The organism is Duganella sp. CT11-25 (genome assembly GCF_047302815.1).
Classification (GTDB): Bacteria; Pseudomonadota; Gammaproteobacteria; order Burkholderiales; family Burkholderiaceae_D; genus Rugamonas.
Genome location: NZ_JBKBFD010000001.1, coordinates 2677279 through 2694004 on the forward strand (window position 1 = coordinate 2677279; position 16726 = coordinate 2694004).

A 16726-nucleotide genomic window follows, 5' to 3' on the forward strand; every position below is an offset into this window, starting at 1 on the left:
GGATTTTTGATACTGCAATGACTGCTCCTATTATTATTCGTTTGGGCCAGCGCGCCCGCCAGCGTATCGCCGCCGAGGGCGTGCAGGCCGCCGATATCGCTATCGTCCCCGCCGCCGCCGGCGGGCCCAAGGGCCTGATCCTGCACGGCCTCGATTGCTGGATGTTCGGCGACTTCCTCAAGACCGCGCCGCGCCGGCGCCGCCTGGTCGGCGCGTCCATCGGCGCCTGGCGCATGGCCGCTGCGGCCTTCGACGACCCGGTCGCCGCCCACAAGCGCCTGGCGCGCCTGTACGCCGGCCAGCACTACCCCGCCAAGGTCACCGCCAGCTACGTCAGCCAGACCTGCCGCGCCCTGCTCGACGAACTGCTCGACGGCCGCGCCGCCGAGGCGCTCAGCCATCCGCACCATCACGTCAACGTGCTGACCGTGCGCGGCGTCGGCGCGCTGGGCCGCACCAACGGCGCGCGCTGGCGCGAAATGGCCGGCTTCCTGCTGGCCGCCGCCAACAACACCGTCTCGCGCCAGCGCCTGGCCGCGTCGATGGAGCGCGTGATCTTCCACGACGCCCGCGACGATGCGGCATGGCTGCGCGAGGGCTTCGACGCCTTCGCCGGCCGGTTCGTCGACCTGTCCGAGAACAACCTGCGCGACGCGCTGCTGGCCTCCGGCTCGATCCCGCTGGTGCTCGAAGCGGTGTCCAACATCGCCGGCGCGCCCGACGGCGCCTACTGGGACGGCGGCTTGATCGACTATCACCTGCACCTGCCCTACCAGCGCGATCCCGGCCTGGTGCTGTACCCGCACTTCAACGACTACATCGTGCCCGGCTGGCTGGACAAGTCCATGCCCTGGCGCCGCGCCAGAGACCAATCCCTGGACAATATGATCCTGGTCTCGCCGTCGCCGGAATTCGTCGCCAAACTCCCGAATGGCAAGCTACCGGACCGCAAGGACTTCACCGTCTATGGCCAGAACCACGCCGGCCGTACCCGCGACTGGACCCGCGCCATCGATGAAAGCGAACGCATGGCCGAAGCCTTCGCCCGCTGGTGCGAAAAACCCGACCTGCACCAGGCCCATACTTTCTAACTGTTCTCAAAAACAACAAAACCACAGAAAATCACATGACCGGCTTGGGGCGACAGGTGCATACTGAAAGCCCCGCAAGCCGGATTTCGCCTGATTTCATCGGAGTGACATCATGAATTTTCTGTCCCACATGCGCATCGGTACCCGTCTCGCCGTCGGTTTCGCCGTCGTCCTGCTCCTTGCCATCCTTGCCACCTCGGTCGCGCTGGTCAATGCCCGCGCCAACGCCGCGGCCACCAAGCAGATGATGGAAAAACCGCTGGCCAAGGAACGCATCGTCTCCGACTGGTATGTGCTGATTTACTCGGCCATCGCGCGCACCGCACTGATCGCCCGCAGCACCGACGAGACGCTGTCCGACACCTTCGCCGACGTCATCGCCGCCAGCACCAAGCGCGGCGGCGAGCTGCTGGGCACCATCAAGGAACTGCTGGTCAGCGAAGAGGAAAAGAATATGTACGAGGCCTCGGTCGCCTTCCGCAACCAGTACCAGAAGGCCAAGACCGACATCATGAACGCCAAGAAGGCGGGCAACGCGGCCGAGGCGGAGCGCGTGTTCAAGGACGTCTTCACGCCGGCGGCGACCGCCTACCAGAACAAGGTCAAGGACCTGCTGAGCCTGCAGCGCAAGGCGATCGACGATACCGCCCATGCGATCGACGCCGCCAATGACCGCAGCAACATGCTGCTGATGGTACTGGCCGTGCTGATGGTCAGCATCGGCTCGATCGCGGCCTGGATCATTTCACGCTCGATCACCGTGCCGCTGCAGTCGGCGGTGGATATCGCCTCGACGGTGGCCGCCGGCGACCTGACCACGCACTTCTCCGGCGAGTCGTCGAAGGATGAAATCGGCGACCTGATGACGGCGCTGAAGGGCATGAACGATTCGCTGCGCAACGTGGTCAGCCAGGTGCAGGTCGGCACCAACACCATCGCTACCGCATCCAACGAAATCGCCGCCGGGAATATGGACCTGTCGCAGCGCACCGAGGAGCAAGCCAGCTCGCTGGAGGAAACCGCGTCGTCGATGGAGGAACTGACGTCGACCGTGCGCCAGAACGCGGAAAACGCCAAGCAGGCCAACCAGCTGGCGCAGGCCGCGTCGGACGTGGCGGAGCGCGGCGGCACCATCGTCGGCCAGGTGGTCGATACGATGGGGAATATCGATGCGTCGGCGCGCAAGATCGTCGACATCATCGGCGTCATCGACGGCATCGCCTTCCAGACCAACATCCTGGCGCTGAACGCGGCGGTGGAAGCGGCGCGCGCCGGCGAGCAGGGGCGCGGCTTCGCCGTGGTGGCCTCCGAGGTGCGCAACCTGGCGCAGCGCTCGGCCGGCGCGGCCAAGGAGATCAAGGAGTTGATCGGCAATTCGGTCGAGCAAGTCGACATCGGCGCCAAGCTGGTGCAGCAGGCCGGCAGCACGATGGACGACGTGGTGGCCAGCGTGCGCCGCGTGACCGACATCATGGGCGAGATCACCTCGGCCAGCAGCGAGCAAAGCATCGGCATCGACCAGGTCAACACCGCGATCACGCAAATGGATCAGGTGACGCAGCAGAACGCGGCGCTGGTGGAGGAAGCCGCGGCGGCGGCGGCCAGCATGCAGGAACAGGCGGCGCGCCTGGCCGACGTGGCGTCCTCGTTCAAGCTGGGGAACGACGGCATGCGGCAGACGCAGGCGGCGCCGAAGCCGCGCGCATCGCTGCCGCCTGCGCGCCCCGCCGCGCCGGCGCCGAAGCGGCTGGCGTCCAGGCCAGCGCCGGCGAAGGCCAGCGCCAGCAAGCCGGCCACCGTCGGCGGCGACAAGGAATGGGAAGAGTTTTGAAGGAAGCGTTTTTAAGACTTCAGGAACATTTCCTGCAGATCGTTCAGGAAGCGCTGGCCTAGCTCGGTCGGTTTGATCAGCTTATAGTCGCGGTACAGCAGGCCCTTGGCTTCTGCTTCGTTGAGGGTCTTCTCGATCGCGTTCAGGCTCAAGCCGGTGCGCTCGCCGAACAGGTTGGGATCGAAGCCGCCGTGCAGGCGCAGCGTGTTGAGCATGAACTCGAAGCCCATGTCGTCGCGCCCGATCTCGTGCTCTTCCTGCACCGGCGCGCCCAGCCTGGCCTGCTCCATATAGGCCTTGGGCTGCTTGTAGCGCGCCTGCCGCAGTATGCGGTGCGGGAACGAGATCTTCGAATGGGCGCCGGCGCCGATGCCGAGATAGTCGCCGAACTCCCAGTAATTCAGATTGTGGCGCGCGCGGTGGCCTTCCTTGGCGTAGGCCGATACTTCGTATTGCTGGTAACCGTTGGCGGCGGTCAGTTCGGCGATCATGTCCTGCATGTCGGCGCTGGCATCGTCGTCCGGCAGCGCCGGCGGATACTTGGCGAACAGCGTGTTCGGCTCCATCGTCAGGTGATACAGCGACAGGTGCGGCGGCTTGAAGGCCATCGCCGTCTCGACGTCATGGCGCGCTTCTTCCAGCGTCTGCGACGGCAGCGCGTACATCAGGTCCAGGTTGAAGTTGTCGAAGTTGGCCAGGGCGATTTCCACGGCGCGTTTGGCTTCGTTGTCGTCGTGAATGCGGCCCAGCGCCTTCAGGTGGCGCTCGTTAAAACTCTGGATGCCGATCGACAGGCGGTTGATGCCGCTGGCGCGGTAGGACTTGAATTTCTCGGCCTCGAAGGTGCCGGGATTGGCTTCCATCGTGATCTCGCAGTCGCTGTCGAGCGGCAGCAAGGTGCGCACGTCGGACAGCAGGCGGTCCAGCCCCGCCGCCGACATCAGGCTCGGCGTGCCGCCGCCGATGAAGATGGTGTAGATCTTGCGGCCCCAGATCAGCGGCAGCGCCATCTCCAGGTCGGTGCGCACGGCGTCCAGGTATTCCTGCTCGGGAAAGGTGTGGCCGTCCTTGGCTTCGTGCGAGTTGAAGTCGCAGTAAGGGCACTTCTTCACGCACCACGGGAAGTGGATGTACAGCGACAGCGGCGGCAGCGCCGTCAGGTTCAGCGCGCCGGCCTGCAGGTACTTGGCGGCGACGCCGGCGGCTTCGCTGATGTTGGCGGCCGGAGCGGCGCCTGCCTTGCTGGCGGCGCCGGCGATTTTAATCGGGATCATTTCAACTTCTCTACCAGTGCGCGCAAGGCCTGGCCGCGGTGCGACATGGCGTTCTTTTCTTCGGACGTCAGCTCGGCGGCGCATTTGCCCAGCGCCGGGATGTAGAAGTGCGGGTCGTAGCCGAAGCCGCCGTTGCCGCGCGGTTCAGCGATCATTTCGCCGTTCCAGCGGCCGTCGGCGATCACCGGCTGCGGGTCGTCGGCGTGGCGCACGAACACCAGCACGCAGTAGTAGTACGCCGATTTGTCCGCATGCGCGGCCAGGTCGGCGATCATCTTCTCGTTGTTACGGGCGTCCGACTTCGGCTCGCCGGCAAAGCGCGCCGAGTACACGCCGGGCGCGCCGCCCAGGGCGTTGACGCAGACGCCGGAGTCGTCCGCCAGCGCAGGCAGGCCGGTCAGGCGCGAGGCGTGGCGGGCTTTTTGCAGTGCATTTTCGACAAACGTGTGAAAAGGTTCATCCGCTTCCGGGACGTCGTACTCGCCCTGCGCGTGGACGGAAAAGCCCACGGTGGACAGCAGTTCGTTGAATTCTTTCAGTTTGCCGGCGTTGTTCGAGGCGAGGATCAGGCGTTGGGTCATGGGGTCGGCTACAGATGGCAAGTAATGCTAGGAAGCCGACATTGTAAACCCTTTGCCCGGATAGGTCGCCAGCACGATCGAGGTCGACACCGCGCCGAAGGTGGCCAGCTTGTCGATCACCTCCTCCAGCTGGCTCATGGTGGCCACCGTGGCGCGCACGATAAAGCAGTCCTCGCCGGTGATGCGGTCCGAGGCGACGATGGCGGGCGTCGCCGCGAACAGCCGCAAGCAGGGATCGATCTTGTCGTGCGTGGTCTTCAGCCGTATCAAGGCGCTGATCTCCAGCCCGGCGCGGCGCGGATTGACGCGCGCGCCGTAGCCTTCGATCACGCCATCCTCTTCCATGCGCTGGATGCGCGCCGTCACCGCCGGCTGCGACAGGCCGACCTGCTTGCCGATCTCGGTATTGGTGTGGCGGGCGTTCTGCTGCAGCAGGTCGAGGATGCGTTTATCCAGCTTGTCCAGCGCGCGCCTTGAAGTCATCAGCAATACCCCTTGAATTATTCGATATTATTCGCCCAGGGCCGCGTTTTCATTTGCCAGCCCATGTGACAGCCGCAGCTTAGCCCGCATACTGGCCCGGGTCAATCACTCTACGAAAGCGACCATGCAAATACTGATCGTGCCGGGCATCGGCAACTCCGGGCCGGACCACTGGCAAAGCCGCTGGCAAGCCAGCCATGAAGGCCTGCGCCGGATGGAAGCCGGCAGCTGGGATGAACCGGAATGCGGCGACTGGGTCGCGGCCATCGAGCGCGCCATGGTCGCGCTGGGGCCGGATACGCTGATTGTGGCGCACAGCCTGGGATGCCTGGCGGTGGCGCACTGGGCGGCGACCACGGGACACGCCGCGTGCCGCGCGGCGCTGCTGGTGGCGGTGCCCGATCCGCGCGGACCGGCCTTCCCCGCCGCCGCGCACGGCTTTGCGCCGTTGCCGGAGCGGCGCTTCGATTTTCCCAGCCTGATCGTCGCCAGCGGCGACGATCCCTACGCCGGCGTCGGGCATGCGCGGCACTGCGCGCGGGCATGGGGCAGCGGCCTGCATGACGCCGGCAAGCTGGGGCACATCAATGCCGCCAGCGGGCTGGGAGACTGGCCTGAAGGATGGGAACTGCTGGAACAGCTTAAGCGCTCAAGCCCAGCGCCTGCTTCTGCAGCTTGATCAGGTCGGCGATGCCGCCCTGCGCCAGGTCCAGCAGGCGGTTCATGCTGGCGCGGTCGAAGGCGGCGCCTTCGGCCGTGCCCTGCACTTCGATGAAGTGGCCGGCGTCGGTCATGACCACGTTCATGTCGGTATCGCAGCCCGAGTCCTCGACATAGTCCAGGTCCAGCACCGGCATGCCCTTGTACACGCCGACCGAAATCGCGGCGACGAAGTGCTTGAGCGGGATGGCCGGCACGGCGCCGCGCGCCACCAGCTTGGAGAAGGCGTCGTAGGCGGCGACCATCGCGCCGGTGATCGAGGCGGTGCGGGTGCCGCCGTCGGCCTGGATCACGTCGCAATCGAGGTGCAGCGTGCGCTCGCCGAAGGCTTCCAGGTCGAACGCGGCGCGCAGCGAGCGGCCGATCAGGCGCTGGATCTCCTGCGTGCGGCCGGACTGCTTGCCGCGCGCGGCCTCGCGGTCCATGCGGGTGTGGGTCGAGCGCGGCAGCATGCCGTATTCGGCCGTCATCCAGCCCTGGCCCTTGCCCTTCAGGAAGCCGGGCACTTTCTCTTCGATGCTGGCGGTGCAGATCACCTTGGTGTCGCCGCATTCGATCAGCACCGAGCCTTCGGCATGCTTGGTGTAGTCGCGGGTCAGGCGCAGGGTGCGCAGCGCATCGACGGCGCGGCCGCTGGGACGTGATTCAAAGGTCATGCTGTATTCCTTATTTATTTGAGTATCTGGGATGATTTTTCGATCGCACCGCGGATCTCCGCGATGGCCTTTTCGATTTCATCTTCATCGAAGGCGTCGACTTCCGGCTCGGCCGGCGCCGCTTGTTCGGGCGGCACCGGCGCCGTATGGATGGTGGTGCTGTGCAGGTCTTCCGGCAGCGCCTCGGTCGAGATCACGGTCGACAGTTCGGCCGCCGTCATGGCGCCCATGCTGTCGATGACCGAGCTGCCCTGCCACATGATGGCCAGCGCGGTGACGTTGTCGCTGGCGCTACCGGCCACCGCCAGCGCGGTCTGCAGCAGGTCGGGCACGGCGCGCACCACGGTCTGGCTGTGCAGGCGCCGCACCATGTCGTCGTCCGGCAGCATAGACCACAAGCCGTCGGAGCACAACAGCATCAAGTCGCCCGGCAGCATGCCGCCGCCGCTCGACAGCTCGACCTTGGGCAGGCTGTCGGCGCCCAGGCAGTTATACAGCTTGTTGCGGTCCGGGTGGGTGGCGCGCTCGGACGGCAGCGCCAGCCCCTTGGCGATCAGGCTCTCGACGTGCGAATGGTCGCGCGTGCGTGCCAGGATCTCGCCGCCGCGCATCCAGTACAGGCGCGAATCGCCGCAGTGCGCCCAGGTCGCGGTGTTGTGCTGGATCAGGCAGGCGACGATGGTGGTGCGCGGCGTCTCCGGCAGGTTGTGGGCGGCGCGGTACTGGTGGATGTCGCGGTGCGCGGCCAGGAAGGCTTCCTCCAGGAAGCGCTGCGGTTTTTTCACATACGGCGTGGCCTGCTGCTGGAACATGGCCGAGATGGTCTGCAGCGCGACGGTGGCGGCGATCTCGCCGCGCAGGTGGCCGCCCATGCCGTCGGCCAGCACCAGCAGCAGCGCGTCGCGGGTGAAGCTGTAGCCCATGCGGTCCTGATTGACCTTGCGGCCGCCGATGTGGCTTTCCTGATACACGGAGAATTGCATGGCTCAGCCTTTATATTCGATTCATACCAGCGTGTCGGGGGCGGCCTTGGCCTTGGGCTTGCCCATGCCGCCCAGCCGTCCGACCAGGCCGCGCAGGCGGCCGGCCAGCCCTTGCAGGCCGGCCCCCAGTTTATCCATCATGCCTTGCGGCGGTGGCGGCGGTTCCGGCGTCGTCGCCGCCGCCACCTGCAGCACCTTTTGCAGCGCGAACAGGCTTTGCGGCCGCTCTAGCGGATCAAGCGCCAGGCACCAGCGCACCAGCTTGACCAGCTCCGGCGAATATTGTCCCTCAAGCTTCAGGAAGTGGCCGGCCATTTTATCTTCGGTCTTGCGCTGGTCGGCCGGCTGCGGCGGCGAGCCGACCATGCAGGCGAACATCGACGCGCCGATGCTGTAGACGTCCGACCACGGCCCCAGGCCGCCCGTCTTGGAATACAGCTCCGGCGGCGCGAAACCGGGAGTGTACATCGGCGTCAGCGTCGGCATGTCGTTATTGACGGTCTGGCGGGCGGCGCCGAAGTCCAGCAGCATCGGCGTGCCGTCGGTGCGCAGGTAGATATTGGCCGGTTTCAGGTCCAGGTGCAGCAGCTTGTTGGCGTGGACTTCGCGCAGCCCCTTGAGCACCTGGGTGAAGATGGTGCGGATGAAGGCTTCGCCCACCTTGCTGCCCTTGGTGCGCTGGCGCTGGATGTGCTCCTGCAGCGAATGGCCCGATTCGTAGGCCATCACCATATAGACGGTATCGTGCGCGCGGAAGAAGTTGAGCACGCTTACAACATTCGGGTGGGCGATGCGCGCCAGCGCCCTGCCCTCCTCGAAAAAGCACTTGAGGCCGATGCGGAACACGGGAAGATTGGCTTTGGAGACGGCCGGCACCAGTTCGCCCTCCTGCCGCAAGGCCAGAGAACTTGGTAAATATTCCTTGATGGCGACCGCCACGCCATCGGTATCGTACGCCAGGTAAACAATACTGAACCCACCGGACGCAATTTTCTTTACAATGCGATATCCAGCAATTTCCAGACCATCTGGTAACGGGGCGTTGTTTTGTGCAGCCATAGTTTTCCTCGCCTCAACAACCGGATTGTGTGGATAAATCACTGTTTTGTAAAGATTAAATCGGGGATATCCATTGAGCATTTCCAGTATGACGGGCTACGCGGTCGCCACCAGTGAAAGTGCGGCGGGAACACTGACTATCGAAATCAAGAGTGTCAACTCTCGGTTTTTAGACCTTCAGTTTCGAATAAACGACGATTTGCGTGCGCTTGAACCCGATTTGCGCTCCGCAATCATGGCCGCCATCACGCGCGGCAAGGTCGAGTTGCGGCTCAGCTTCGGGCGCAAGGCGGCCACCGCCGGCACCCAGGCGCTGAACCTGCCATTGTTGACTGAATTGCAACGCCTGCAGGCGGAAGTGGGCAGCCATTTCCCTGGCGTGCAAACGATGTCAGTAGCCGAACTACTGCGCTGGCCCGGTGTCATCGAGGAAGCGCAGATCGGCCAGGAATCGCTGCAGGCCGATGTCGCCGCCCTCACCGCCCGCACCGTCGAGGCGTTTGTCGTGAGCCGCCAACGCGAAGGCGCGGCGCTGGAAGCGATGCTGACCTCGCGCATCGAGGCCATGGAAGTGATCGTCAAGCGCATCACGCCGCTGATTCCGCAGGTGGTCGCGGCCTTCCAGCAGAAAGCCATCGAGCGCATGCAGGACGCGCTGGGCCTGGCCTGCCAGGGCTCGAATTCGGCGTTGTCGCGCCAGGACGCGCTGGAGCGCATCCGCCAGGAAGTGATCCTGTACGGCATCCGCATCGACGTCGCCGAGGAACTGGGCCGCTTGTCGGCGCACCTGGCCGAGACCCGCCACATCCTGAAAAAAGGCGGCCAGGTCGGCAAGCGCCTGGACTTCATGATGCAGGAACTGAACCGCGAAGCCAACACGCTGGGCGCCAAAGCCTCCGTCAAGGAGCTGGCCGACGCCTCGATGGAACTCAAGCTGCTCATCGAGCAGATGCGCGAACAGGTGCAGAACCTGGAGTAGGCGCCAAACCAAGGGAGCTTCGGCTCCCTTTTTTTATGGCGCCGACAAGCCTCCCAGGCTCATGTACTTCAAGTTGAGGTATTCGTCGATGCCGTGGATCGAGCCTTCGCGTCCGATGCCGCTATCCTTGACGCCGCCGAACGGTGCGACCTCCGTCGTCACCAGGCCCTCGTTGATGCCGACCATGCCGCTCTGCAAAGCGCGCGACAGGCGGAACACGCGCGCCAGGTCGCGGCTGTAGAAATAGGCGGCCAGGCCGAACGGTTCGGCGTTGGCGGCGTCGATGGCTTCCTGCTCGTGACGGAAACGGAACAAGGCGGCGACCGGACCGAAGGTCTCTTCATGCGCGATCAGCATTCCGGCCCGCGCGTCGGCGATGACGGTCGGTTCGAAGAAGGTGCCGCCCAGCGCATGGCGCCGGCCTCCGGTCAGCACCAGGCCGCCCTTGGCCCGCGCATCGGCGACATGCGCCTCGACCTTTTCCACGGCCGCCATGTTGATCAACGGGCCTTGCTGGACGCCGGGCGTGAAGCCGTTGCCCACCTTCAAAGCGGCGGCACGTTCGCCCAGGCGCCGGGAGAATTCTTCATAGACGCCGTCCTGCACATAGAAGCGGTTGACGCAGATGCAGGTCTGCCCGCTGTTGCGGAACTTGGCCGCGATGGCGCCTTCCACCGCCTGGTCGATGTCGGCGTCGTCAAACACGATGAATGGCGCATTGCCGCCCAATTCCAGCGACAGCTTTTTCATCGTCGCGGCGGACTGTTCATACAGCAGCTTGCCGACCCGGGTGGAACCGGTGAAGGTCAGCTTGCGCACACGCGCATCGGCCAGCAGTTCGCCACCGATCGCCGCCGCGTCGCCGGTCACCACGTTGACCACCCCGGCCGGCAGGCCGGCCTGTTCCGCCAGCAGGCCCCACAGCAAGCCGCAATACGGGGTCAGCTCCGACGGTTTGACGACGATGGTGCAGCCGGCCGCCAGCGCCGGCGCGATTTTGCGCGCCAACATGGAAAACGGGAAATTCCAGGGCGAGATGGCGCCGACCACGCCGACCGGTTCGCGCGTCACCAGGATCTGCCGGCCCTGCCACGGCGACGGAATGATGTCGCCATTGATGCGGCGGGCTTCTTCGGCGAACCACTGGATGTAGTCGGCGCCGAGCTGGATTTCCGCGCGCGCTTCGGCCAGCGGCTTGCCCTGCTCCAGCGTGAGCATGCTGGCCAGGCTGTCGATGTTCTCGCGCACCATCGCCGCCACCTTCAGCAGCCGATGGGCGCGTTCGGCGGCGGTGGTCATCGACCACGAGACAAAAGCGGTGTGCGCGGCGTCGATGGCGCGCCGGGTTTCGGCGGCGCCCGACCAGGCCACCGTTCCGATGACTTTGCCCGTGGCGGGGTCGTCCACGCCATGAACCCGGCGGCTATCGGCGGCAACCCATGCGCCGTTGATGAAGTTGGTCTCCCGCAGCCAACCCGAGGATTTGATATGTTCCAGCATCGCCTACACCTTTCTGTGTTGTATATGGTTTGCCCCCGCCGGCGCATGGCCCGGCGAGGGCCCGGGCTCAAGCCAGCTGCGTCAGCAGCAGCGCGGCGGCTTCGGCCGACGAGGCGGGGTTCTGGCCGGTGATCAGCAGGCCGTCGCGTACCACGTAGGAACCCCAGTCCGCGCCCTTGGAATACACGCCGCCGTTGGCCTTGAGCATGTCTTCCACCAGGAACGGCACCACATCGGTCAGGCCGACGCCTTCCTCTTCGGTATTGGTGAAGCCGGTGACTTGCTTGCCCTCGACCAGAGGACGACCAGCGGACGTCTTGACGTGACGCAGCACGCCAGGCGCATGGCAGACCAGCGCAACGGGCTTGTCCGCCGCGATGAAGGATGCGATCAGTTTGATCGAATGCGGGTCTTCGGCCAGGTCCCACAGCGGGCCGTGGCCGCCTGGATAAAAGACCGTGTCGAAGTCGGCCTGGTTGATCGCGTCCAGGCGCACGGTGGCGGCCAGTTGCGCCGTGGCCGCCGCATCCGCCTCGAAGCGGCGCGTCTGGTCGGTTTGGAAGGATGGCTCGTTGCTCTTCGGGTCGAGCGGCGGCTGGCCGCCCAGGGGCGAGGCCAGCACGACGTCGACGCCGGCATCCTTGAAGGTGTAATACGGCGCGGCCAGCTCTTCGAGCCAGAAGCCGGTCTTGCGGCCGGTGTTGCCAAGTTCGCTGTGCGAGGTCAGTACCATCAGAACTTTTTTCATGTTGCTTCTCCTAGACGTGGTGAAATTTCCATCAAGTAGTAGACCAGTCGTCTACGATGATGGTAAAAAAAAGCATTTCCTGGGAAATGCGGATGACACCCTCCCCTCAACCAGGGGACAGATGCAGTATTTGCCGAGTCGTCAGCATCGCCGACTCGAACGGTTTGGTATCGCGTTCTATCTTCACCATCAGGCTGGCGCCCAGCCATAGCTGATACAGGCTTTGGGCCACAGCGTCGGCATCGCCGTCGATCGTCAGCGATCCTTCGGCCGCGCCGGTCTCGATGGCCCGCGCCAGGCGGCTGACGATGCCCGCGGTGCCGCGCTTGAGCGACAACCGCATGGCTTCCGACAAGTCCGCCACTTCGGCGCCCAGTTTCACCGCCAGGCATTTGCCCTGGCAATCGAAGAACGATTGCGTCTCCTGCCAGCCGGTCCAGTAATGCATCAAGCGCTGCGCCATGGTCAGGCCAGGCTGGCGCAGCGTGTGATCGAGGCCAGCCAGGTAGTCCTCGAAATAACTCTCAAGCAGCGCCTCCCCGAACGCATCCTTCGAGCCAAAATAATGGTAGAAGGATCCCTTGGGCACGCCGGCGCTCGCCAGTATCTCGTTCAGCCCGACGGCGGAATATCCTTTGCCGGCCATGATGCGCTGGCCAGTGGCAAGGATGTTGCCGCGAACATCGGCGGTTTCAGGGGTGGTTGCTGTACTCATGGGTTGGACTATAGCAGCGATTAGACCAGTCGTCTAGCGATTATTTGCAAGACCGTAAAAAATCGGATTATTCATATCTGTGCACAAAGCATTTGCTTGCAACCGCTTTATCTCATAATCATCAAGCCTTACAGTGATCTCACTTCTTCCTTTTCCCAGAAAATGACATCATGAAAACCGCCACCAAACTGTTGGACGCCTACCTCTCCTCGATCCAGGACCCCGCCACAGCAGCAGCCTTGTTCGCCGACGACGGCGTGCTCGAACTGCCGTCGCTGAAATCGCTCGGCATCGATGCGCGGGCTGTCGGTCCGGCCGCCATCGAAGCGTTCATCGCCGGCCTGCTGAAGAATGTGCCGGACTTCCGCTTCAAGGATATCGCGCTGCTGATCGACGGCGAAGACCAGGCTTTCGGCGAGTACAGCGTCGAAGCCCTGGTGCTCTCGACCGGCAAGCTCTACAAGCAAACCTACGCCGGCCGCCTGGTCGCCGAACACGGCAAGATCAAGCTGCTGCGCGAAGCGCTCGATACGCTGGCGGCCGCCAAGGCCTTCACGCCGGACTGATACCGTTATAACACCTGATTCAGCTTGACGACCTGCACGTCGGCCTTGCCGCCGATCGCCTCGACCAGCGCCAGGAAGTGCGGCGTCGCTTCGTGCGCGGCCAGCGCTTCCTCGTCGCGCCAGGCTTCCAGCATGACGAAGCTGGCCCGGTTGCCGAGGTCGACGTTCAAGTCGTAGCGGATGCAGCCGGCTTCTGCGCGGCTGGGCGGCACGATGCGCTCCAGCGCGGCGCGGACGATGGCTTCGCTGCCTTCCTTGGCGGTGATGGTGGCGACGACGATCAGGTCTTTCATAAACAGTCCTATGTGGGTGACGAAAACCCTATGGTTGGGACTGTTTGTTAATCGAAAAGGGCCGGCGCGAAAATACCGCTATCATCGTCGCATCGACTTGCCGGGAGATGCACATGACACAGGTACGCGTAGGCATAGGCGGCTGGGATTTCGCTCCCTGGCGCGAGACGTTCTACCCCAAGGATGTGCCGCAGAAGAAGGCGCTGGAATACGCCAGCCGCCAGGTCACCAGCATCGAGATCAACGGCACGTTTTACCGCACCGCCAAGCCCGAACATTTCGCCGCGTGGGCCGCGCAGACGCCGGACGACTTCGTCTTCGCCGTCAAGGCCAGCCGCTTCGCCACCAACCGCAAGGTGCTGGGCGAGGCCGGCGAATCGATAGACCGCTTCATCGCCAGCGGCCTGGCCGAACTGGGCGACAAGCTCGGCCCCATCCTGTGGCAACTGGCCGGGACCAAACAATTCGACCCCGACGATATCGAAGCCTTCTTCAAGCTGCTGCCGGCCAAACTGGGGACGCGCAAGCTGCGCCACGTGCTGGACGCGCGCCACGACAGCTTCCTGTGCGACGAGTACCTGAAGCTGGCGCGCAAATACAAGATCGCCACCGTGATCACCGACTCGCCCAAGTATCCCAACTTCGCCGAGGTCACCGGCGAGTTCGTGTACGCCCGCTTGATGGACGCGCAAAGCGAGATCGAAACCGGCTACTCCAAGCCGGCCTTGAAGAAATGGGCCGCCACCGCCGAGCAGTGGCGGCAGGACGCCAAGTCCGGCGCCGTCTACGTCTACTTCATCAACGGCGCCAAGGAACGCGCGCCCGCCGCCGCGCAACACCTGATCGCGCTGCTGGGCAAAGCCTGAGCGTCAGCGCCCCGCCTCGAAGAACAGCAACTCGCCGGTCGCCGTCGCCAGGATCAGCTGGCCGCGATGCCACAGCGGCGAGGCGCTGAACGCGCCCAGGCGCTTGACGTGCTCGACGGCGGAATACACCGTATGCGGCGCCTCGGTAAACAAGCGCGCGCTATCGAACTTGCCATCCTTGTCCAGCACGCGGTAGCCGTCCTGGCGCGCCGCGTCGGTCTGGTAGCGCCAGCGCTGCTTGCCGGTCGCGGCATCCAGCACATAGGCCTCGCCCTTCATCGACGCCACCACCAGCGCATCATCAATCAGCAGCGGCGCGGCGTAGGTCCAGACCCTGGTGTCGAAGCGATAGCGCTCCTGCCCGCTGGCCTTGTCCAGCGCCAGCAACAGCCCGGTGTCCGACGTGCCGACATACAGGTTGCGCTGGTCCAGCGCGGCGCTGCCGACCACCCAGCTGCCCTTGGCGTCGTAGCGCCACTTCTGCGCACCGCTGGCGGCGTCGATCGCATACAGATAGGCGTCGCGCGCGCCGATGTAGACGGTATCGCCGTCCACGCTGGGCGACGCCTGTATGCCCTGCATGTAATCGGCCTGCCCTTCGGTCCTGGTGCGGAAGCGCCAGCGCTCGGCGCCGGTGGCCCCGTCCAGCGCGTAGACGGCGCCATCCCAGCTGCCGATCACGATGTTCTTGCCGGCCAGCGCAGGCGAGGAATGCACCACGCCGCCGGTCTTGAAAGCCCACAGCGGCTTGCCGCTGAGCGCGTCCAGCGCATACACGTTGCCGTCGCTGCTGCCGGCGTAGACCTTGCCGCCCTCGACCAGCGGCGAGGACAGGTACAAGTCCCAGGGATCGGGCGCCGGCCCCGCCGCCAGCGGCGCGCCGTACAGGCCGAGGCCGGCGAAGCGCCCCTCGCCGCCGGTGCGGAACTGCCACAGCGGCTTGCCGTCGGCCGCCGCCACCGCGTGCAACAGGCCGTCGCGGCTGAGGAAATACAGCACGCCGTCGGCCAGCGCCGGCGTCGAGCCGATGCCACCCTGGCAGTGATAAATCCACAGCAGCCGGCGCGACGCCTGGTCGACGGCATGCAGGTTGCCGTCCTCCGCGCCCACATACACGCGGCCGCCGGCGGCCACCGGCGAGGCGCTGATTTCCGCGTGCAGCGCGTAGCGGCCGGCCAGCGCCAGCTTGCTGAAATCGACGCCGCCGCCGCTGGCGATGTGGCCCGCGTGCTGCGGCCCGCCCATCAGCATGGTCCAGTCGCGCCCGGCCCCGTCGGCGGCCGTGGCTTGCGCCGCCAGCAACCAGCAACAAATCACCGCCATCTTCTTATAATGCATGTGCAGTCTCCCCCGTTGAAAACGGCCTAGTGTGCCAGAGTTGCCAGCGCTTGAGAAAATGGCGGCAAGTTCTTGCTCTTGGTAAAATACGTCTTTGGGCGACGCATTAACTCGCCCGCCTACGTTATTGAAAGATAGACATGAGTTCAACCAACGCATTAGCGGGCAGCCTGTTCATGGTCGTCGCGCCTTCGGGCGCCGGCAAGTCCACGCTGGTCAACGCGCTGCTGGCGCAGGAACCGGCGATCAAACTGTCGATCTCCACCACCACGCGCGCGCCGCGTCCGGGCGAGACCCACGGCAAGGAATACTACTTCACCAGCGCCGACGATTTCGTCGCGCGCGCCAAGGCCGGCGAGTTCCTGGAGTGGGCCGAAGTGCACGGCAATTACTACGGCACCTCGCGCCTGATGGTGGAAGAACAGATGAAGACCGGCACCGACATCCTGCTGGAAATCGATTGGCAGGGCGCGCGCCAGGTCAAGAAGCAGTTCCCGCAGGCGGCCGGCATTTTCATCCTGCCGCCGTCGATCGCCGCGCTGGAAGAACGCCTGAACAAACGCGCCACCGACGAACCGCACGTGATCACCAAGCGGCTGCTGGCGGCGGGCGGCGAAATCGCCCACGCTCCCGAGTTCGAGTATGCTATTATCAACGAAGAATTTGCAGTCGCCCTGTCGGAACTGACGGCGATTGTGAGAGCGGCCCGTTGCCGGTTTGCGCAACAAGCGGCGCGCAACGCCTCGCTCTTTGCCCAACTGGGTATCCACGCTGAATAAATACACAAGATTTTAGGAGTTCTAGATGGCCCGTATTACGATTGAAGATTGTCTGAAAACTATTCCGAACCGTTTCCAGCTGACCCTGGCCGCGACCTATCGCGCACGCCAACTGCTGCAAGGCCACACCCCGAAGGTGGAAGCCAAGGACAAGCCGACCGTCGTCGCGCTGCGCGAAATCGCCGCCGGCAAGGTCGGCCTGGAAATGTTGAAAAAGGTCCCAATGTAAGTTGGGCCCGCGTTCCCGAACAATGTGAATGATGC

General features: G+C 64.7%; 19 protein-coding genes. 8 read left to right on the forward strand and 11 right to left on the reverse strand.

Translation table 11 applies throughout. The annotated features are described in order from the left end of the window. Nucleotides 1–17 precede the first annotated feature (17 nt). Together ACEN9F_RS11385 and ACEN9F_RS11390 are read left to right on the forward strand one after the other, a co-directional pair. Complete coding sequence (locus ACEN9F_RS11385; RefSeq protein WP_413420131.1) at nt 18–1091, forward strand: patatin-like phospholipase family protein; 1074 nt, start codon at nt 18–20, stop codon at nt 1089–1091. A 112-nt stretch (nt 1092–1203) separates the two neighbouring features. Beyond that, entirely contained in the window at nt 1204–2922 is a 1719-nt protein-coding gene (locus ACEN9F_RS11390; RefSeq protein WP_413420132.1) for a methyl-accepting chemotaxis protein, read from the forward strand. Between the two features lie 11 nt (nt 2923–2933). On the opposite strand, the gene hemW is transcribed toward ACEN9F_RS11390, so the two are convergent. The 3 genes from hemW to ACEN9F_RS11405 are packed head-to-tail and all read right to left on the reverse strand — an operon-like array spanning nt 2934 to nt 5260. Continuing rightward, entirely contained in the window at nt 2934–4196 is a 1263-nt protein-coding gene (hemW, locus tag ACEN9F_RS11395; protein ID WP_413420133.1) for a radical SAM family heme chaperone HemW, read from the reverse strand. Next, entirely contained in the window at nt 4193–4777 is a 585-nt protein-coding gene (gene rdgB, locus ACEN9F_RS11400; RefSeq protein WP_413420134.1) for an RdgB/HAM1 family non-canonical purine NTP pyrophosphatase, read from the reverse strand. The genes hemW and rdgB overlap by 4 nt, the downstream gene beginning before the upstream one ends. A gap of 27 nt (nt 4778–4804) precedes the next feature. Continuing rightward, nucleotides 4805–5260 carry an Lrp/AsnC family transcriptional regulator gene (locus tag ACEN9F_RS11405; protein ID WP_413420135.1) on the reverse strand — a complete coding sequence of 152 codons (456 nt, stop codon included), beginning with the start codon at nt 5258–5260 and terminating at the stop codon, nt 4805–4807. 124 nt (nt 5261–5384) lie between these two features. Between ACEN9F_RS11405 and ACEN9F_RS11410 the strand changes: the two genes are divergently transcribed. Then, complete coding sequence (locus ACEN9F_RS11410; RefSeq protein WP_413420136.1) at nt 5385–5939, forward strand: RBBP9/YdeN family alpha/beta hydrolase; 555 nt, start codon at nt 5385–5387, stop codon at nt 5937–5939. On the opposite strand, the gene rph is transcribed toward ACEN9F_RS11410, so the two are convergent. From rph to ACEN9F_RS11425, 3 genes are read right to left on the reverse strand one after another with little or no spacing between them, the layout of a single operon-like run. Further along, nucleotides 5902–6636 (reverse strand): ribonuclease PH, encoded by a 735-nt coding sequence (rph, locus tag ACEN9F_RS11415; protein ID WP_413420137.1) that lies wholly within the window; start codon nt 6634–6636, stop codon nt 5902–5904. The two genes, ACEN9F_RS11410 and rph, sit on opposite strands and share 38 nt — an antisense overlap. Before the next feature lie 14 nt (nt 6637–6650). Continuing rightward, nucleotides 6651–7619 (reverse strand): PP2C family protein-serine/threonine phosphatase, encoded by a 969-nt coding sequence (locus ACEN9F_RS11420; protein WP_413420138.1) that lies wholly within the window; start codon nt 7617–7619, stop codon nt 6651–6653. 21 nt (nt 7620–7640) lie between these two features. Next, entirely contained in the window at nt 7641–8678 is a 1038-nt protein-coding gene (locus ACEN9F_RS11425; protein ID WP_413420139.1) for a serine/threonine protein kinase, read from the reverse strand. An 88-nt stretch (nt 8679–8766) separates the two neighbouring features. Between ACEN9F_RS11425 and ACEN9F_RS11430 the strand changes: the two genes are divergently transcribed. Then, nucleotides 8767–9657: a YicC/YloC family endoribonuclease gene (locus ACEN9F_RS11430; protein ID WP_413427036.1), complete on the forward strand. Its 891-nt coding sequence runs from the start codon at nt 8767–8769 to the stop codon at nt 9655–9657. A gap of 33 nt (nt 9658–9690) precedes the next feature. Here ACEN9F_RS11430 and ACEN9F_RS11435 read toward each other — a convergent pair whose 3' ends face one another. The 3 genes from ACEN9F_RS11435 to ACEN9F_RS11445 all read right to left on the reverse strand — a co-directional run bounded on the left by ACEN9F_RS11435 (nt 9691) and on the right by ACEN9F_RS11445 (nt 12620). Next, nucleotides 9691–11157, reverse strand: a complete 1467-nt coding sequence (locus ACEN9F_RS11435) for an NAD-dependent succinate-semialdehyde dehydrogenase (RefSeq protein WP_413420140.1) — start codon at nt 11155–11157, stop codon at nt 9691–9693. A gap of 67 nt (nt 11158–11224) precedes the next feature. After that, nucleotides 11225–11905: a type 1 glutamine amidotransferase domain-containing protein gene (locus ACEN9F_RS11440; protein ID WP_413420141.1), complete on the reverse strand. Its 681-nt coding sequence runs from the start codon at nt 11903–11905 to the stop codon at nt 11225–11227. 106 nt (nt 11906–12011) lie between these two features. Continuing rightward, on the reverse strand, nt 12012–12620 hold the full coding sequence (locus ACEN9F_RS11445; protein WP_413420142.1) for a TetR/AcrR family transcriptional regulator: 609 nt from the start codon (nt 12618–12620) through the stop codon (nt 12012–12014). A 170-nt stretch (nt 12621–12790) separates the two neighbouring features. Here ACEN9F_RS11445 and ACEN9F_RS11450 point away from each other — a divergent pair, with 170 nt between their 5' ends. Further along, on the forward strand, nt 12791–13186 hold the full coding sequence (locus ACEN9F_RS11450; protein ID WP_413420143.1) for a nuclear transport factor 2 family protein: 396 nt from the start codon (nt 12791–12793) through the stop codon (nt 13184–13186). A 5-nt stretch (nt 13187–13191) separates the two neighbouring features. Here the strand turns inward: ACEN9F_RS11450 and ACEN9F_RS11455 are convergent, their stop codons facing one another. Continuing rightward, complete coding sequence (locus ACEN9F_RS11455; RefSeq protein ID WP_413420144.1) at nt 13192–13479, reverse strand: putative quinol monooxygenase; 288 nt, start codon at nt 13477–13479, stop codon at nt 13192–13194. Nucleotides 13480–13592: 113 nt separating this feature from the next. Between ACEN9F_RS11455 and ACEN9F_RS11460 the strand changes: the two genes are divergently transcribed. After that, a complete protein-coding gene (locus ACEN9F_RS11460; protein WP_413420145.1) occupies nt 13593–14345 on the forward strand; it encodes a DUF72 domain-containing protein in 753 nt (250 codons plus the stop codon). Nucleotides 14346–14348: 3 nt separating this feature from the next. On the opposite strand, the gene ACEN9F_RS11465 is transcribed toward ACEN9F_RS11460, so the two are convergent. Further along, the gene (locus ACEN9F_RS11465) at nt 14349–15683 is read right to left on the reverse strand and encodes a PQQ-binding-like beta-propeller repeat protein (RefSeq protein ID WP_413420146.1); all 1335 of its coding nucleotides are present in this window, start codon (nt 15681–15683) and stop codon (nt 14349–14351) included. Between the two features lie 140 nt (nt 15684–15823). On the opposite strand from ACEN9F_RS11465, the gene gmk reads away from it, so the two are divergent. After that, nucleotides 15824–16462, forward strand: a complete 639-nt coding sequence (gene gmk / locus ACEN9F_RS11470) for a guanylate kinase (protein ID WP_413420147.1) — start codon at nt 15824–15826, stop codon at nt 16460–16462. Between the two features lie 25 nt (nt 16463–16487). Then, complete coding sequence (gene rpoZ / locus ACEN9F_RS11475; protein WP_008451304.1) at nt 16488–16691, forward strand: DNA-directed RNA polymerase subunit omega; 204 nt, start codon at nt 16488–16490, stop codon at nt 16689–16691. The last annotated feature ends 35 nt before the right edge of the window (nt 16692–16726 follow it).

Bases quoted from the DNA above. Each gene is read 5' to 3' on its own strand.
- ACEN9F_RS11385 (WP_413420131.1), top strand. From the start codon at position 18: ATGACTGCTCCTATTATTATTCGTTTGGGCCAGCGCGCCCGCCAGCGT.
- ACEN9F_RS11390 (WP_413420132.1), top strand. From the start codon at position 1,204: ATGAATTTTCTGTCCCACATGCGCATCGGTACCCGTCTCGCCGTCGGT.
- hemW (WP_413420133.1), bottom strand. From the start codon at position 4,196: ATGATCCCGATTAAAATCGCCGGCGCCGCCAGCAAGGCAGGCGCCGCT.
- rdgB (WP_413420134.1), bottom strand. From the start codon at position 4,777: ATGACCCAACGCCTGATCCTCGCCTCGAACAACGCCGGCAAACTGAAA.
- ACEN9F_RS11405 (WP_413420135.1), bottom strand. From the start codon at position 5,260: ATGACTTCAAGGCGCGCGCTGGACAAGCTGGATAAACGCATCCTCGAC.
- ACEN9F_RS11410 (WP_413420136.1), top strand. From the start codon at position 5,385: ATGCAAATACTGATCGTGCCGGGCATCGGCAACTCCGGGCCGGACCAC.
- rph (WP_413420137.1), bottom strand. From the start codon at position 6,636: ATGACCTTTGAATCACGTCCCAGCGGCCGCGCCGTCGATGCGCTGCGC.
- ACEN9F_RS11420 (WP_413420138.1), bottom strand. From the start codon at position 7,619: ATGCAATTCTCCGTGTATCAGGAAAGCCACATCGGCGGCCGCAAGGTC.
- ACEN9F_RS11425 (WP_413420139.1), bottom strand. From the start codon at position 8,678: ATGGCTGCACAAAACAACGCCCCGTTACCAGATGGTCTGGAAATTGCT.
- ACEN9F_RS11430 (WP_413427036.1), top strand. From the start codon at position 8,767: ATGACGGGCTACGCGGTCGCCACCAGTGAAAGTGCGGCGGGAACACTG.
- ACEN9F_RS11435 (WP_413420140.1), bottom strand. From the start codon at position 11,157: ATGCTGGAACATATCAAATCCTCGGGTTGGCTGCGGGAGACCAACTTC.
- ACEN9F_RS11440 (WP_413420141.1), bottom strand. From the start codon at position 11,905: ATGAAAAAAGTTCTGATGGTACTGACCTCGCACAGCGAACTTGGCAAC.
- ACEN9F_RS11445 (WP_413420142.1), bottom strand. From the start codon at position 12,620: ATGAGTACAGCAACCACCCCTGAAACCGCCGATGTTCGCGGCAACATC.
- ACEN9F_RS11450 (WP_413420143.1), top strand. From the start codon at position 12,791: ATGAAAACCGCCACCAAACTGTTGGACGCCTACCTCTCCTCGATCCAG.
- ACEN9F_RS11455 (WP_413420144.1), bottom strand. From the start codon at position 13,479: ATGAAAGACCTGATCGTCGTCGCCACCATCACCGCCAAGGAAGGCAGC.
- ACEN9F_RS11460 (WP_413420145.1), top strand. From the start codon at position 13,593: ATGACACAGGTACGCGTAGGCATAGGCGGCTGGGATTTCGCTCCCTGG.
- ACEN9F_RS11465 (WP_413420146.1), bottom strand. From the start codon at position 15,683: ATGCATTATAAGAAGATGGCGGTGATTTGTTGCTGGTTGCTGGCGGCG.
- gmk (WP_413420147.1), top strand. From the start codon at position 15,824: ATGAGTTCAACCAACGCATTAGCGGGCAGCCTGTTCATGGTCGTCGCG.
- rpoZ (WP_008451304.1), top strand. From the start codon at position 16,488: ATGGCCCGTATTACGATTGAAGATTGTCTGAAAACTATTCCGAACCGT.